Origin of the sequence: Pseudomonas maioricensis (genome assembly GCF_022790535.1) — a bacterium.
In the GTDB taxonomy this organism is placed as follows: Bacteria; Pseudomonadota; Gammaproteobacteria; order Pseudomonadales; family Pseudomonadaceae; genus Aquipseudomonas; species Aquipseudomonas maioricensis.
Window position 1 is genome coordinate 498,252 of the sequence record NZ_LOHG01000002.1, and the last position, 15,269, is coordinate 513,520.

Annotated in this window: 14 protein-coding genes; 8 read left to right on the forward strand and 6 right to left on the reverse strand. The window is 56.1% G+C overall.

The annotated features are described in order from the left end of the window. The first annotated feature begins 3 nt into the window (after window positions 1-3). Together AUC61_RS04925 and hexR are read left to right on the forward strand one after the other, a co-directional pair. Window positions 4-2,511, forward strand: a complete 2,508-nt coding sequence (locus AUC61_RS04925; protein WP_243244718.1) for an EAL domain-containing protein — start codon at window positions 4-6, stop codon at window positions 2,509-2,511. A 152-nt stretch (window positions 2,512-2,663) separates the two neighbouring features. Further along, window positions 2,664-3,530 (forward strand): transcriptional regulator HexR, encoded by an 867-nt coding sequence (gene hexR / locus AUC61_RS04930; RefSeq protein WP_087269295.1) that lies wholly within the window; start codon window positions 2,664-2,666, stop codon window positions 3,528-3,530. Between the two features lie 86 nt (window positions 3,531-3,616). On the opposite strand, the gene AUC61_RS04935 is transcribed toward hexR, so the two are convergent. Further along, window positions 3,617-3,949, reverse strand: a complete 333-nt coding sequence (locus AUC61_RS04935) for a hypothetical protein (RefSeq protein ID WP_243244719.1) — start codon at window positions 3,947-3,949, stop codon at window positions 3,617-3,619. Between the two features lie 211 nt (window positions 3,950-4,160). Here AUC61_RS04935 and AUC61_RS04940 point away from each other — a divergent pair, with 211 nt between their 5' ends. After that, window positions 4,161-4,385, forward strand: a complete 225-nt coding sequence (locus AUC61_RS04940) for a PA3496 family putative envelope integrity protein (RefSeq protein ID WP_243244792.1) — start codon at window positions 4,161-4,163, stop codon at window positions 4,383-4,385. Here AUC61_RS04940 and AUC61_RS04945 read toward each other — a convergent pair. After that, on the reverse strand, window positions 4,339-5,289 hold the full coding sequence (locus tag AUC61_RS04945) for a LysR family transcriptional regulator (RefSeq protein ID WP_279290898.1): 951 nt from the start codon (window positions 5,287-5,289) through the stop codon (window positions 4,339-4,341). The genes AUC61_RS04940 and AUC61_RS04945 overlap by 47 nt on opposite strands. A gap of 182 nt (window positions 5,290-5,471) precedes the next feature. On the opposite strand from AUC61_RS04945, the gene AUC61_RS04950 reads away from it, so the two are divergent. The 4 genes from AUC61_RS04950 (at window position 5,472) to AUC61_RS04965 (ending at window position 10,702) form a co-directional block, all read left to right on the forward strand. Continuing rightward, window positions 5,472-6,887, forward strand: a complete 1,416-nt coding sequence (locus AUC61_RS04950; RefSeq protein ID WP_099270127.1) for an acetyl-CoA carboxylase biotin carboxylase subunit — start codon at window positions 5,472-5,474, stop codon at window positions 6,885-6,887. 100 nt (window positions 6,888-6,987) lie between these two features. Beyond that, on the forward strand, window positions 6,988-8,796 hold the full coding sequence (gene oadA / locus AUC61_RS04955; protein ID WP_243244720.1) for a sodium-extruding oxaloacetate decarboxylase subunit alpha: 1,809 nt from the start codon (window positions 6,988-6,990) through the stop codon (window positions 8,794-8,796). 314 nt (window positions 8,797-9,110) lie between these two features. Next, window positions 9,111-10,427, forward strand: a complete 1,317-nt coding sequence (locus AUC61_RS04960; protein WP_243244721.1) for a type II toxin-antitoxin system HipA family toxin — start codon at window positions 9,111-9,113, stop codon at window positions 10,425-10,427. After that, the gene (locus tag AUC61_RS04965; protein WP_122667145.1) at window positions 10,424-10,702 is read left to right on the forward strand and encodes a helix-turn-helix transcriptional regulator; all 279 of its coding nucleotides are present in this window, start codon (window positions 10,424-10,426) and stop codon (window positions 10,700-10,702) included. The genes AUC61_RS04960 and AUC61_RS04965 overlap by 4 nt, the downstream gene beginning before the upstream one ends. Before the next feature lie 33 nt (window positions 10,703-10,735). Here the strand turns inward: AUC61_RS04965 and AUC61_RS04970 are convergent, their stop codons facing one another. The 4 genes from AUC61_RS04970 to AUC61_RS04985 form a co-directional block, all read right to left on the reverse strand. Further along, window positions 10,736-11,347 (reverse strand): hypothetical protein, encoded by a 612-nt coding sequence (locus tag AUC61_RS04970; protein WP_243244722.1) that lies wholly within the window; start codon window positions 11,345-11,347, stop codon window positions 10,736-10,738. Between the two features lie 373 nt (window positions 11,348-11,720). Continuing rightward, the gene (locus AUC61_RS04975; protein WP_243244723.1) at window positions 11,721-12,395 is read right to left on the reverse strand and encodes a GNAT family N-acetyltransferase; all 675 of its coding nucleotides are present in this window, start codon (window positions 12,393-12,395) and stop codon (window positions 11,721-11,723) included. Window positions 12,396-12,406: 11 nt separating this feature from the next. Beyond that, window positions 12,407-12,853 (reverse strand): GNAT family N-acetyltransferase, encoded by a 447-nt coding sequence (locus AUC61_RS04980; RefSeq protein ID WP_243244724.1) that lies wholly within the window; start codon window positions 12,851-12,853, stop codon window positions 12,407-12,409. Window positions 12,854-12,953: 100 nt separating this feature from the next. Then, window positions 12,954-13,577, reverse strand: coding sequence for an FMN-binding negative transcriptional regulator (locus AUC61_RS04985; protein WP_243244725.1), 624 nt, complete (start codon window positions 13,575-13,577; stop codon window positions 12,954-12,956). Window positions 13,578-13,666: 89 nt separating this feature from the next. Here AUC61_RS04985 and pdxR point away from each other — a divergent pair, with 89 nt between their 5' ends. Next, window positions 13,667-15,211: a MocR-like pyridoxine biosynthesis transcription factor PdxR gene (gene pdxR / locus AUC61_RS04990; RefSeq protein ID WP_243244726.1), complete on the forward strand. Its 1,545-nt coding sequence runs from the start codon at window positions 13,667-13,669 to the stop codon at window positions 15,209-15,211. Window positions 15,212-15,269: the final 58 nt, after the last annotated feature.

Below are 15,269 nucleotides of genomic sequence, written 5' to 3' on the forward strand. Positions count from 1 at the left end.
GCCATGACTTCAAGTTTTAGCGCTACAGCTACCTCTCGGGTAGACCGGCGCAATATCCGCAAGCAGTACGCCAGCCAGTTGGCGGTCGAGCGCACGCGCATGCTGTATCAAGGCTCGTTGCTGCCCACACTGTTCATGTTGATCAATGGTTTGGTCTGCGCCTGGCTGTTGTGGGGGCCGGAGCGTTATCTGCTGGTGGGCGTCTGGCTCGGCTGGCTTGCCGCATTGGTAGGTTTGCGGATATTTCAGGTCGCCGCCTTTCGCTCTGCATCCGCCGAGCGCCGTGCGCTACCGATCTGGGGGCAGACATTTCTGTTGGGCACCTGTGCCAGCGGACTGACGCTGGCCAGCGCGGCACTCGTGTTGGTGCCTGTCGAGAACTTTCAGCAGCAAGCCTGGGTATTTGGCCTGATCGGCGTAGCGACGCTCTCCGCGAGTGTCGCCTACGCGGTGAGCATTACCGCATTTCTCACGTTCACCCTGGCGTGTCTCTTGCCTCCCATTATCTATTCATTCTGGGGCGGGGATGTTCCTTTGCGGGGCTGGGGATGGTTGGGGTTGATCCTGTTACTGGCCTTGAGCGTTGTCGCCTGGCAGGTTAACCGTCTGATTCATCGAGGGCTGATCAGGCGCTTTCAGAATCAGGCGCTGATCGATTTTTTGCAGCAGGCTCAGGCTCAGAGCGAGCAACTCAATACTGAGCTTGCCCGGGAAATAGAGCACCGTCGAAAAGCCGAACGTAGTCTGCTTGAAGCTCAGGCCGAGTTGGAGACTCGGGTGGTACAGCGCACTCAGGAGCTGGAGGAAGCCAATCTTGCCCTGAGTAAAAGCCCGCCCCGGCTGGCGGCGACCGTATTCGAGGCGGCCAGTGAAGGCATCGTCATCTTCGATCCGGACTACAACATTCTCGCGGTTAATCAGGCTTTCAGCCGAGTGACCGGCTATGAACAAGAGGATATGGTCGGACGTAAAGTGACCGATATCGCGAGCAGCCGCGATGCGCGACGACACTTTCAAGTCATTCATCAGGCACTTGAGCAAACCGGATGCTGGGAAGGCGAGTTGGTAGAAACCCGCAAGAATGGCGAGCTGTACCCACAGTGGCTGCATTTGAGCGTGGTGCGGGATATTGCTGGCAATATGAGCCATATCGTTGGCTTCTTTGCCGATCTGTCTGCGCGTAGGCAGTCCGAAGAGCGCATGCGCTATCTGACTCATTACGATGAGCTGACCGGGCTCGCCAATCGGTCGCTGTTCAAGGAACGCCTGCACGAAGCCAATCAACGGGTGCGGCAAGGCGGCAGGAGCCTGGCGCTGCTGCACATCAATCTGGACCGGTTCAAACTACTCAATGACAGCCTCGGTCATGAAGTTGCCGACCAGTTGCTTAAACAGGTCTCGCGTCGTCTGGGCAGTACCTTGCCGGAAGCGGACACCATTGCCAGATTGTCTGGCGATGAATTTGCGGTGCTGTTCGACTCGTACGGCAGTCTGTCCAGTCTGACCCGCGTCACCACGCGCCTGCTGGCCAAGCTGAGAACGCCCATCTCCGTAGCGGGCCATGAACTGGTTGTCAGTGCGTCAGTCGGTATCAGCCTGTTGCCGGATTCGGCGCGGGAAATTTCGGCGTTGGTCAATCAGGCCAACATCGCGATGCAGCACGCCAAGCACCTGGGCGGTAACAACTTCCAGTTCTTCACCGAAAGCCTGCAAGCCAGCACCCTTGAGCGTCTGCAACTGGAGATTCAACTGCGTCGGGCGATTGAAGGCCGACAGTTGGAGGTTTTCTACCAACCCAAGCTGTCATTGGCGACAGGACGTCTCGATGCTGCGGAGGCCCTCGTGCGCTGGCGTCACCCGGAGCGCGGCATGGTGCCGCCTGGAGACTTCATCAGCCTGGCTGAAGAGACTGGCCTGATTGTTTCCATTGGCGAGATTGTCCTGCGCGAAGCCTGCCGCCAGGCATGTGAATGGCAGCGCCAAGGGCTTGAGCCCATTCGGGTATCAGTCAATCTGTCGGTGCATCAGTTACGTCAGGGCAAACTGGTCAGCCTGGTGCGGCAAGTACTGGAGGAAACCGGACTGGCGCCTCACTGGCTGGAGCTGGAGCTGACCGAAAGCCAATTGCTCGACAATGTCGAGCACATCATCACCACTTTCCAACAGTTACGGGAATTGGGGGTGAAGCTGGCCATTGACGATTTTGGCACGGGTTACTCGTCCTTGAGCTACCTCAAACGCTTCCCCGTGGACTACGTGAAAATCGATCAGGCGTTCATTCGCGGGTTGGGCGAGGGCACCGAAGACGCCGCAATTACCCGCGCCATTATCGCCATGGCGCATAGCCTGGGTTTGAAAGTGGTCGCGGAAGGTGTGGAAACTCAGACGCAGCTGGACTTCCTGCGCAGCAATGGTTGCGATGAGGTGCAGGGGTATTTGATCAGTCGGCCGATTGAGGCAGAGGTTCTGGCTGAAGTTCTGAGGGAAAACGCGAGCCAGATCTGGCATTGATGTGGGAAAGGTCCTATTTCATTGCCTGACTTCTCCCCAAATCGTTCCTGTTTACCTGAGCGGGTTCGTTTAACTGGGCGTCCCGCAGGTCATGTAGTATAACTACAAGAAAGCTACATCCCGTCCCATGCACCTTTGCCGAGTCTGCCCCTTTGAATCTGCTGCAACACATTGCCCAGTCACGCCATCTGTTACGCAAGTCGGAGCTGAAAGTCGCCGACCACGTGCTGCTTGACCCTGCGGCTGTGATGCACAGTTCCATGGCCGATCTGGCGCATAGCGTCGGTATCAGCGAACCGACCATCGTGCGCTTCTGCCGTGCCATTGGTTGCACCGGCTTTCAGGATCTGAAGCTCAAACTGGCACAGAGCCTTGCGGCTGGAGCCAGCTTTGGCCAGTTCGCGATCCACGAGGATGATTCGGTCGCGGATTACAGCCTGAAGATTTTCGACACCACGTTGCACACCTTGATGGAAGTGCGGGAAAACCTCGATCCCCATGCCCTGCAGTTGGCTGTGACGGCCATGGCGGCGGCGAAGCGGGTCGAGTTTTACGGGTTTGGCGCTTCGGGTGCAGTCGCCGCTGATGCTCAGCATAAGTTCTTCCGGTTGTTGCTCAGTGCAGCGGCCTATTCTGATCCGCATATGCAAGCCATGTCGGCCGTTACGTTGACGCCGACCGACGTTGCGGTGTGTATTTCTCAGTCCGGGCGCTCCAAGGATCTGCTGATAACCGCGAACCTGGTGCGTGAAACCGGTGCGACGTTGATCACGTTGTGTCCAAGTCAGACGCCTTTGGCTGAGCTGTCTTCAGTCAATCTGGCTATCGATGTGCACGAAGACACTGAAATCTACACGCCACTAACCTCGCGTATTGCGCATCTGGTGGTCATTGACGTGTTGGCAATGGGTGTTGCCATGGCGCGCGGGCCTAGCCTGGTCAACCATCTCAAGAGCGTAAAGCGCAGCTTGCGCAGCCTTCGTCTTTCGCCCAAATCGATCAAATCCCACGAGGATTGATCCTCGGTATTTTCAAGCAAAAACTGCTGCCAGCGACCTTTCCGGTAGCTGGCAGCAGCCCACAACTTTGATGCTGGTGCGTGCTATCAATGAGTGATTTGCACTTCATCGATATTTACCAGCAGCGCGCCTTTGTAAAAGATGCTCACTCCGGTAATGGTTGCTCCGCTTGGTTGCGTGTAATTAACCGGGGTGTCGAACAGTGCCGATTCATCCCTCTCTACCGGGAGGGTGATGTTGTCGTTTCTGGTTTCGACCATCAGATCCAGACCTAGATGGTTGCCAGCAACGGGGGATGCACTGCGAACCAAAACCGCCTTAAGGCGGTAAGGCAGCGACACGATGCCAGATACCTTCAAGGTATTAACGCCTGGCATTTTGTCGTCTTGTGCATGCCAGTCTTTGTGTTGAATGCCCATTGTTTAGCTCCTTGCTAATAGTTGATTTGCTTCCTGCAGGGCTACTATCTCAAGAGTTTGTTGGTGGGCTGCGCTACATAAATATATCGGTTGATACGTCATGTTTCTGGTGTGGCATGTGTTGACCTTAACCATCCTGTCACGCATTCGCCGTCAGATCGTCATGCCCTCCGGGCATTCTGTACTCCCGCAACGCACTGGGAGACAGGATATGCCTCGGCACTACGATGACTCGCAACAGAGCAGCACCGTCAAAACCCGTCGTCAGCAAGAAGATCAGCGACGTATGGGATTTCGTCGGGCGATAGAAAGCTATTCCGAAGCACGTCGGCTCAATCAAGAGCTGTGTGACTTCGAGGAGAGCGTTTCAGAACGCTTCTGGCAGGCTGCTAAACCTTTGGAAGACGCCCGTCGAAACGCTCCATTAGCTGGCTGATCTGCGCCCGTTCGGTGCGAATGAACGCCAGGAAGGCGTGCGCCACCGGTGAGAGGCGTCGATCCTTGGCCTGCACCACGCACCAACTGCGATACAGCGGCAACTCCGCCACTGGCAACTCCTTGAGCATGCCGGTGGCGAGTTCCAGACTTACTGCGTGCCGTGTCAGCATGGCGATGCCCAACCCGGCGAGTACGCTTTCTCGCTGCGCTTCGTGAGCCGACATCTCTATGGTCGTGGTGAAGTGCACGCGCTTGTCTTTAAAGAACTCCTCGCAGGCCTTGCGAGTCCCCGAGCCATTTTCCCGAATCAGCAACGGATAGGGTTCCAGGTCCTTGAGGACTAACGCACGTCCATCACTCAGCGGGTGGTCAGGCGGGGCGACGGCTACAATCGGATTGTTGAGAAACGGCAGAAACTCCAGGCCCATGTCTTGCGGCACCATGGACATTACGACCAGATCATCGCGGTTATCCGACAGCCTTCTGATCACCTGAGCACGATTGACCACCGTCAGGTTGAGGACCACCTCCGGGTAGTTACGTTTGAACGCTGCAAAGAGATGTGGGATGAAGTATTTGCAGCTTGATTCGACGGCCAGCTTCAACTGCCCTTGCAATGAACCCTGCATGTCAGTGAGCTGCATATCCAGGCTTTCCAGGCGCCCGAAGATATCGCGGCTGGCCGCCTGCAGCGCTTCGGCCGCCTCCGTCAGGTACAGCTTTTTACCGACGTATTCAAAGAGCGGCTGACCTACAAGCTCTTCAAGTTGACGAATCTGCAAGCTGACGGCGGGCTGAGTCAGGGCCATTTCATCCGCCGCACGGCTGTATGAACGCAAATCACACACTTCGTTGAAAATGCGTAATTGACGCAATGTCATACGCATCAATGACTTACGCATTTTTTGAAGATCCGCTCAATCGCTGAAAGGCCAACTATAAGTCTTTACTTATACACAACCCAACTTTTACTCATTTTTGTTAATCCCTGAACGGGCATAGGGTGTTCCTGCGGCAATCAACCACACGCCCTGTTACAAACCGGTGCAGTTACAAAGCCGGTTCTACGGTCGAGGAAATACTCGTGATAACAAAAATCCTGATCGCCAACCGCGGTGAGATCGCTGTCCGGATCGTGCGTGCTTGCGCCGAGATGGGCATCCGTTCGGTGGCAATCTTTTCCGACGCCGACCGTCATGCGTTACACGTCAAGCGGGCGGACGAAGCCCATAGCATTGGCGCCGAGCCTCTTGCGGGCTATCTGAACCCGCGCAAGCTGGTCAATCTTGCGGTGGAGACCGGTTGCGATGCTTTGCATCCAGGTTACGGTTTCCTTTCGGAAAATGCCGAGCTGGCTGAGATATGCGCCGAACGTGGCATTAAATTCATTGGCCCTTCAGCTGAAGTCATCCGCCGTATGGGGGACAAGACTGAAGCGCGCCGCAGCATGATCAAGGCCGGTGTGCCGGTGACGCCGGGTACCGAAGGCAACGTTGCCGACATAACTGAGGCGCTGCTCGAAGGGGACCGCATCGGTTACCCGGTGATGCTCAAAGCCACTTCGGGTGGCGGCGGTCGGGGTATCCGCCGTTGCAACAGCCGTGAAGAATTGGAGCAAGCGTTTCCGCGAGTGATTTCCGAAGCGACCAAAGCATTTGGCTCGGCAGAGGTTTTCCTCGAAAAGTGCATCGTCAATCCCAAGCATATTGAAGCGCAGATTCTGGGCGACAGCTTCGGCAATGTCGTGCACCTGTTTGAGCGTGACTGCTCGATTCAGCGCCGCAACCAGAAACTGATCGAAATCGCTCCAAGCCCGCAGTTGACTCCGGAACAGCGTGCTTACATTGGTGATCTTTCTGTACGCGCGGCAAAGGCAGTGGGTTACGAGAACGCCGGCACCGTGGAGTTCCTGCTCGCCGAGGGCGAGGTGTACTTCATGGAGATGAACACTCGGGTGCAGGTGGAGCACACCATCACCGAGGAAATCACCGGTATCGATATCGTCCGCGAACAGATTCGGATCGCGTCCGGCCTGCCGCTTTCGGTCAAGCAGGAAGACATCATCCATCGTGGTTTCGCCCTGCAGTTCCGGATCAATGCTGAGGATCCGAAGAACAACTTCCTACCGAGCTTCGGCAAGATCACTCGTTATTACGCGCCCGGCGGTCCCGGTGTGCGTACCGATACGGCGATTTACACGGGCTATACCATCCCGCCGTATTACGACTCCATGTGCCTGAAGTTGATTGTCTGGGCGCTGACCTGGGAGGAAGCGATGGACCGTGGTTTGCGCGCACTGGATGACATGCGTCTGCAAGGGGTGAAAACCACTGCGGCGTATTACCAGGAAATTCTGCGTAACCCGGAATTCCGTAGCGGTCAATTCAATACCAGCTTCGTGGAAAGCCATCCAGAACTGACCAACTACTCGATCAAGCGCAAACCCGAAGAGCTGGCCCTGGCCATCGCTGCCGCCATCGCCGCCCACGCAGGCTTATGAATAAGCAGCGGTAAGCTCCAAGCCGCAAGCTTCAAGCAAAAGCAGATCTGCTCTTACTTGCCGCTTGTAGCTTGCAGCTTGTCGCTATGAGGAGATCCAAATGTCTAAGAAAATCTTCGTAACTGACACCATCCTGCGTGACGCCCACCAGTCGCTGCTGGCCACTCGCATGCGCACCGAAGACATGCTGCCCATCTGCGACAAGCTCGACAAAGTCGGCTACTGGTCGCTGGAGTGCTGGGGCGGCGCGACGTTTGATGCGTGTGTGCGCTTTCTGAAAGAAGACCCGTGGGAGCGCTTGCGCCAACTGCGTGCCGCGTTGCCCAACACGCGCCTGCAAATGTTGCTGCGTGGGCAGAACCTGTTGGGCTATCGCCATTACAGCGACGACGTGGTCAAAGCCTTCGTCGCCAAGGCTGCGGTCAATGGCATTGATGTGTTCCGTATCTTCGATGCCATGAACGATGTGCGTAACCTGCGCGTCGCCATTGAGGCGGTGAAAGCCGCTGGCAAACATGCTCAGGGCACCATCGCCTACACGACGAGTCCGGTGCATACCATCGACGCCTTTGTCGCTCAGGCCAACCAGATGGAGTCCATGGGCTGTGATTCGGTAGCGATCAAAGACATGGCGGGTTTGCTGACGCCCTACGCCACGGGCGAACTGGTCAAAGCGCTCAAGGCCGAACAGTCGTTGCCGGTGTTTATCCACTCTCACGATACGGCTGGCCTGGCCGCGATGTGTCAGCTCAAAGCGATCGAGAACGGCGCCGATCACATCGATACCGCCATCTCCAGCTTCGCGTGGGGCACTAGCCATCCGGGCACAGAGTCCATGGTTGCCGCGCTCAAAGGCAGCGAATTCGACACCGGTCTGAACCTGGAGCTGTTGCAGGAAATCGGGCTGTATTTCTACGCTGTCCGTAAGAAATATCATCAGTTCGAGAGCGAATTCACAGCGGTCGATACCCGTGTGCAGGTCAATCAGGTGCCGGGCGGGATGATTTCCAACCTCGCCAACCAACTCAAGGAACAGGGCGCGCTAAACCGCATGGGCGAAGTGCTGGCCGAAATTCCACGGGTGCGCAAAGACTTGGGTTACCCGCCGCTGGTGACACCGACTTCGCAAATCGTTGGTACGCAGGCGTTCTTCAATGTCCTGGCGGGTGAGCGCTACAAGACCATCACCAATGAAGTGAAGCTTTATCTGCAGGGTGGCTACGGCAAGGCGCCGGGTCAGGTGGATGAAAAGCTGCGTCGTCAGGCGATCGGCAATGAAGAGCTGATCGACGTGCGACCGGCAGATCTGCTCAAGCCGGAGATGACCAAGCTGCGTGGCGAAATTGGCGCCTTGGCCCAAAGCGAAGAAGACGTGCTGACTTATGCAATGTTTCCGGACATTGGCCGCAAGTTCCTCGAAGAGCGTGCTGCTGGCGCCCTCAAACCTGAAGAGTTGTTGCCTATCCCGGAAGCGGGTGGTGTAAGCAAAGCCAGTGGTGAGGGCGTGCCAACCGAATTCGTTATCGACGTTCACGGTGAAAGCTACCGGGTCGATATCACCGGGGTGGGCGTGAAGTCGGAAGGCAAGCGTCACTTCTATCTGTCCATCGATGGCATGCCGGAAGAAGTGGTGTTCGAGCCGCTCAATGAGTTTGTCAGCGGCGGCGCAAGCAAGCGCACTCAGGCCAGTGGTCCGGGCCACGTCAGCACCACCATGCCCGGCAACATCGTCGATGTCCTGGTCAAGGAAGGTGACATGGTCAAAGCCGGTCAGGCCGTATTGATTACCGAAGCCATGAAGATGGAAACCGAAGTCCAGGCTGCAATCGCTGGCAAGGTCGTCGCCATTCATGTGGCCAAGGGCGACCGGGTTAATCCGGGCGAGATATTGGTGGAGATCGAGGGCTGATCAGACACGGTTCAGAACCTGCCGCGGGGCTCATGTGGGAGCAGATTTATCCGCGAATACTGTAGTGAAAACGCCGCCTATGTTTCGGGTGTACCGGCCTCTTCGCGAATAAGTTCGCTCCTACAAGGCTGTATTGCCAAGCATTGAATTTCAAGATTTCCTCAGGGGGCCTTCGTGGCTCCCCTTTTTTTAATTCAAAGCTCATAACTGCATTAAATTGCACTTTTTGTCTCGGACATAAGTCAATAAATGCACTATAGTGCAGATATATGCACTTTTACTGTCTGGTAGGTGCAATAAATTGCAGGCGACCCATGTATAACCTCACCGTTCAGATTTATGGCGATGACATCTGGAAGGATGCCATGACCCTTTCGTTCGACGATCCCTCAAAAGGGTTTCTCGGTCCATGTCGCTTCGCCTACAAGTCGGACTATGTCGTGGACGCATACCCGAACTCTTTATCCCAAGGCGTAAGCGCACGCCTGCCAGTGGATTTTGAAACCTTCTCGTTGCGCGAGGCCCCGGCTTTCGTGCATGACATTGCTCCTTCGGGAGCAGCCAAGCGCTTCCTCATTACCCAGCTCGGTCGACAAAAACCGGAAGGTTTGAGTGATGACTTGTATCTGCTTGGGCGCAGCACGCCTGCTCCCATTGGCAATTTGCGTATCAAGGAGTCAGTAGCGGTTCTGGAAGAGGGCGAGGCCATGGGCTTTATGCGTTCGGATGTCGTCACCCGTGACCAGCACTTTCTCGAGTACGCCTACGAACAGGGTGCTGCCATTGGTGGGGCTACTGGTGCGGGGGGCGAAGCGCCGAAGTTGTTGATGACGCAAGGCGTCGACGGCTTGCTGTATCCCGATGCGGTGCTGGCTGATGAACAGGCTCGGGGGCACTGGTTCATCAAGCTTGCCCGTAATCAGGCTCTGAAAAACGATCAGGAAATACTGCGCAGCGAATACTTGTATTACAAAGCGCTGCAGCAGTTGGGTATCGATACCGTGGCGACAGAGGATATGGCACTGGAGGAGGCGAACAAACCGAGCCTGTGGATGAAACGCTTTGATCGTCGCATCACAGTGCAAGGTGTCGAGCGATTGGCAGTAGAGTCGATATATTCGCTGGCCGGAGTGACATTGCCAGGTAGCCGCATGGATCATCTGGAAGTCATCACACTCTTGAGCGGCCTTTGGTCGCAAGCCGGGCAGGAGGCAGAAATACCTGATCTGGTGGCGGAATACCTGCGCCGTGACTTGATTAACCAGATCCTTGGCAACTCGGATAATCATGGTCGAAATACAGCGATCATCCGCGCCAGACACGGTTACCGACTGGCACCAATTTACGATCTCGCACCTATGGTCATGGATTCCGAGGGCATCACTCGTACAACCAAATGGTCGAAATCCATCGAGCGAGCAGGTGTCGTCAATTGGCGTGCGGCCTGTGATGCATTGGCAGATATTCTTGATCCACAGCAGGCTTTCGAGCGCTTGCGTCAGGACGCCCGGCAGCTAAGAGCCCTGCCGGACATATTGCGCGACAGCGGTCTGCCGGACGTGACGTTCAACCATCCAGCCATCGCTCTGGGCAAACTCGAACAGCGGTTGACCACTTGGGGGCTGCAATGACCTTATCCATTGACGCTCGCGCGCTGCTGATCGAGAGCGTTCAGCAGGGTATCGCTGACGGAAGCCTTGAGATGGGCGAAGCGGTCAAGCGGCTGCGGGTTGAAGGCGCGAGGCTGCATCAAAGCCAGTACGCCAGGATGTGCAAAATCTCGGTACGGACGTTGATTCAGATCGAGCAGGGTGAAGGTAATCCGACCCTCAAGTCTTTGAATGCGGTGTTCCGGCCATTCGGTTTGCAGATGGGAGTGGTGAGGCGTCATCGGCAGATCAGCTAACGACCTCTCACCACTTGTCTTACGCTTTCTCTTTTATGGCTTTTTGTAGCGCTTCTGAATCGCCTCGGCCACTTGCTTGAAGCTGATGCTTTGCGACGCGATCTTCTCCATGCCGTCTTCTTTGAGGTAGCTGAACTTCACGTACAGGAGCTGGCCTTTTTGTTTCTGGACATCGTTCAAGCCAACGAGCGATTTCCTCATATCATTCAAAGTGGTCGGGCTCGCTGCGAGCACCACCCAGTCCGGCACAGGAATGACGTTGGCGAAATACTTTACTACCTCGACCAGCGTATCCCCTATCGGGAAAATTCCGCTGAAGCGCTCCTTGGCTTTGAACGGCGCGATGCCCATGTAAATGTCTGGCAGGGATTTGATCTGGCTCTCGATGCCATGTGTCTCACGGGAAAGCAAAAACTCCATGATCTGCAGTGGAGTGCCAACGATGATCAGGGATTGGGCGCCTACAACGGTGTCCGAGAACAGATAATAGTTTTTGCTACCTGCCACGGCTTTCTGCAACTCGCCACGGTCGATGATGACGCTGCCGTATTTGCCGCTGTGTAAAACAGGAGCGGGTACACGCCATGGATTAACTGGCGCTGCTTTGATGCTTATATCCTGGAGGGCCGGGATTTCGGGATTCATTTCACAACATCCTTGTTGTTTATTGCCGGTTAATGGGTGCATGCCAAGGTGGCATGCACTGAACCATAGTCTCTGCGCCGGGAAGCGCAAAAAACTTAACTTGCTGATATGTAGCGAATTGTTCGATTTTAGACTTGTGGGAGATTCTATGTGGCCTGCAAGCGTGATCTTGATCTTGTAGGACCGGCTTCAGCCGGGAGGGGGATTTCTGCCGAGGGAGGTCTAGCGAATGTCCTTACATCCTCCCGGCTAAAGCCGGTCCTACTGAATGGCGAAGATCCTGTGGGAGCGAACCTGTTCGGGAGACAGGATGTTTGAGCAACCGTCTCGCGCGCGTTCGCTCCTGCAGATCGGTGGGATGCGGCAGGCCTGTTTAAATCTTACGAAACGCTTCCAGGCCTTTTATCTGCTGGCCATCCTCGAAGTTCTCTTCAGCCAACCATCCCTCAAAGGCCTTTTGCAGTTCAGGCCATTCGCTGTCGATGATTGAATACCAGGCGGTGTTACGGTTTACGCCTTTGACCACCATGTGTTGCCGAAAGGTGCCCTCATAACTGAAGCCGAACCGGTCAGCTGCGCGCTTGGAGCGGGCGTTGTCGGCGTTGCATTTCCACTCCAGGCGACGGTAGCCCAAAGCGAAGGCTTCTTTAGCCAGCAGGTATATCGCCTCGGTTCCTTTTGGTGTGCGTTGCATCTGGCCGCCGAAGGTCACGTGACCAATTTCGATTCGGCCTTGGGCTGCGACGATCGACATCAGGCTCAGGCAACCCTCTATCACGCCGGTTACCTGATCGACGATCGCGTAGAACCACGGGTCGGTATTGGCTTCGTGACCTGCTAGCCAGGTGTCGAACACGCTGCGCTCCAGGAATGGCCCGTAAGGCAGATAATCCCAAAGTTTGGGATCCGAGTCAGGCCCCTGCAGGGCGGCCCATAAACCGTCGCCATGACGCGCGACACTGAGTTTTTCCAGACGGATAAAACGTCCTTCCAGCGTTCTGGTGTCCGGGAGTTTCGCTGGTTGCCAATCGGGTACAGGGTTCGACATGGACAAGCTTCCTAGATCATTTTTCGAAATTGAATATAGCCAGGGCGCTCAGCAATTCGCTCGTATAGCTGGATCGCGGTGGCGTTGGTTTCGTGAGTCAACCAGTGAACCTTGTCGCAATCATTGGCTTTGGCCGTGGTGTAAACGTGTTCTATCAACAGGCGCCCCACGCCAGTCCCGCGTTGTTCCGGCGTAACCAGCAGATCCTGAAGGTAACAAGCGTTGGCGATGCTCCAGTTGGAGCGATGATAGATGAAGTGGACCATGCCCACTGCTTTGCCGTCTTGCCAGGCCAAGGCCGCATTGGTGGGCTCAGCGGGATCGAGAAAACGCTGCCATGTGCTGGCGATAACGGTGTCGGGCAGCACGGTTTTGTAGAACGTCAGGTAGGCCAGCCACAGCGGCAGCCATGCCGCGTGATCCTGTTCGGTGACGGGACGAATCTGAATATCGGTCATGGCGGTCTCCTGTCGGAATAATTAACTGAATTAAATGCTTATCTGTAGGAACTCGCGGTGCTCGTGAGCCTACAAATCCTGGTTTGCGTCAAAAACAGTTTCAGCTCATCTGGCGAGCCAGTTCCTGATCTTTGGAATCCGCGCTGGCCGCCAGTCCGTCACGCACACCTGCAATGTCGGCCGCTGATCGGTTCTGGCTGAGTTTGCGTTTGCCCTCCAGGCGCTCGATAGGCAGCGAAAAGCCGACGATGGCGCCGAGCATCTTCTCGATGTAATCCGCTGGCGCGTCGGTCACCGCCCAAGGGGTGTCGCGTCCAGTTTCGTGTTTGGCAGTCAGACCGCTGACGACTTCGAGCAGGCGCTTCGGATCACTGAAGACCTGCGCGCAGCCATAGGCGTGAACGGTCACGTAATTCCAGGTAGGCACGACCTTGCCGTGCTCTGCCTTGGATGGATAAAACGAGGGGCTGACGTAAGCGTCCACGCTCGGGAAGATCACCAAGGCTTCTGCCCCCTGTTGCAGTGCGCGCCACTGAGGATTGGCCTTGGCCAGATGACCATAAAGCGTGCCTTGTGCGCCCTCATCGCTGCGCAATAGCAACGGCAAATGGCTGGCCTGCAGGCCTTGCTCGTCATGAGTAACGAGAATTGCCAGCCGCGTCTGCTCAATCAGGCTGTGCAGGCTGACGAGTTCGTTGTCTGTGAAGGCGCTTGGTGTGTACATGGAAATATCTCTTGGCCGATGCCTGAATCGTAGGCAGGCTATTGGCTTGTTGTAAGAGCCATTATTCGCCAATTTGATAGGGCCAATTCATGTCCCAGCCGCCATCCTTTCCCTACAGCCTGACGGGTATCGAGCTTGATCGTCGCAAAGGTCTGAGCCGTCAACTTTACGAAGCCATGCGCGTGCGTATTCTCGACGGGCGCTTGAGTAGCGGGACTCGTTTGCCAGCCAGCCGGGATCTGGCTCAATCCCTGGGCATTTCCCGCAATAGCGTGATGCGCGCTTACGACCAGCTGTATGCAGAAGGCTTTACCCAAGGACGAATCGGCGACGGTACTTATGTCGCGCTGTTATCCGGCTCTGCAATCCTTGGTAAAAAACTATCCACAAAAGTGTCCACAGGGTTACCAACAGGCTTATCAACAGGTTTATCCACAAAATCACCATTATCAGCCGAAAATATCGGTGTTGAAGTTATCCACAGTCCGGCTGTCGAGCGGCTTGCGCGCCATTACTTGAATCCTCCGCTGTCAGGTGCGCCTCGGGCGTTTCGCGTCGGTGTGCCCGCGTTCGATCTGTTCCCTTTTGCGACGTGGGGCAGGCTTTATTCAGCGTTTTGGCGTAAGCCTGATCTGGCTTTGCTCGGTTATGGCGAGGCCGCAGGTTATCCACTTTTGCGTGAATTGATCGCGGTCTATCTGCGCACCTCGCGAGGCTTGCAATGCGCCGTTGAGCAAATAGTAATCACCAGTGGCGCGCAGCAGGCGATAAGTCTTTGTGCACAGTTGCTGTTGGAGGAGGGCGACGGTGTTGCTATCGAAAATCCGGGATACCGTGCGGCAGGGCATGCCTTCGCGGTAGCGGGTGCGAAATTGCACGGCATTGCTGTTGATGAGGAAGGCTTGTGTTGCCACGAGCTTGAGCGACATCCCTGCAAACTTGCTTATGTAACCCCTTCGCATCAATACCCGACGGGTGTGGTCATGAGCCTCGCCCGGCGTTTGGAGTTGCTTGCCTGGGCCGAGAAAACACGAGGTTGGGTTGTCGAGGATGACTACGACGGCGAGTACCGCTACAGCGGTGCGCCCCTGGCACCGTTGGCGGCGCTGGACCGCAGTGGTCGGGTTTTATACGTCGGTACCTTCGGCAAGATTGCCTATCCCGGATTGCGCCTGGGGTATCTGGTGCTGCCTGCAGGTCTGGTTGAACCGTTCAGTCGGCGTCGTGCTGTGGATATGCGCCACTCTGAAGTCAGCACTCAGGCGGTGATGGCCGAGTTCATCGCTGCGGGGCATTTTCAGCGCCACATACGCAGGATGCGCCGTGCGGCATTGAGCCGTCGCAATACCTTGTTGAGCCATTGGCCCGACGATATCCCGGGCTGTGGGGCAATGCCCAAAGTCGTCGCCGGACTGCATGTCGCGGTGAGGGTAGACAACCTGGCGCGGGAAACTGAACTGATTGAAAAAGCCAATAGCGTCGACGTAGAAATCAGCCCTTTAAGCAGTTATTGGCTGCCGGAATCCAGCGAGCCAGTGGATAAGAGGGCAGGGCTGGTGTTGGGCTTTGCAGCGGTCCCGGAGGTGGACATCGTGGCAGCGCTGGAAAGGCTGAAACAGGTCTGGCGGGATTGACCGAGGTCAGCACATAGCCTGTGGGAGCGAATTTATTCGCGAAGAGGCCGGTACATTC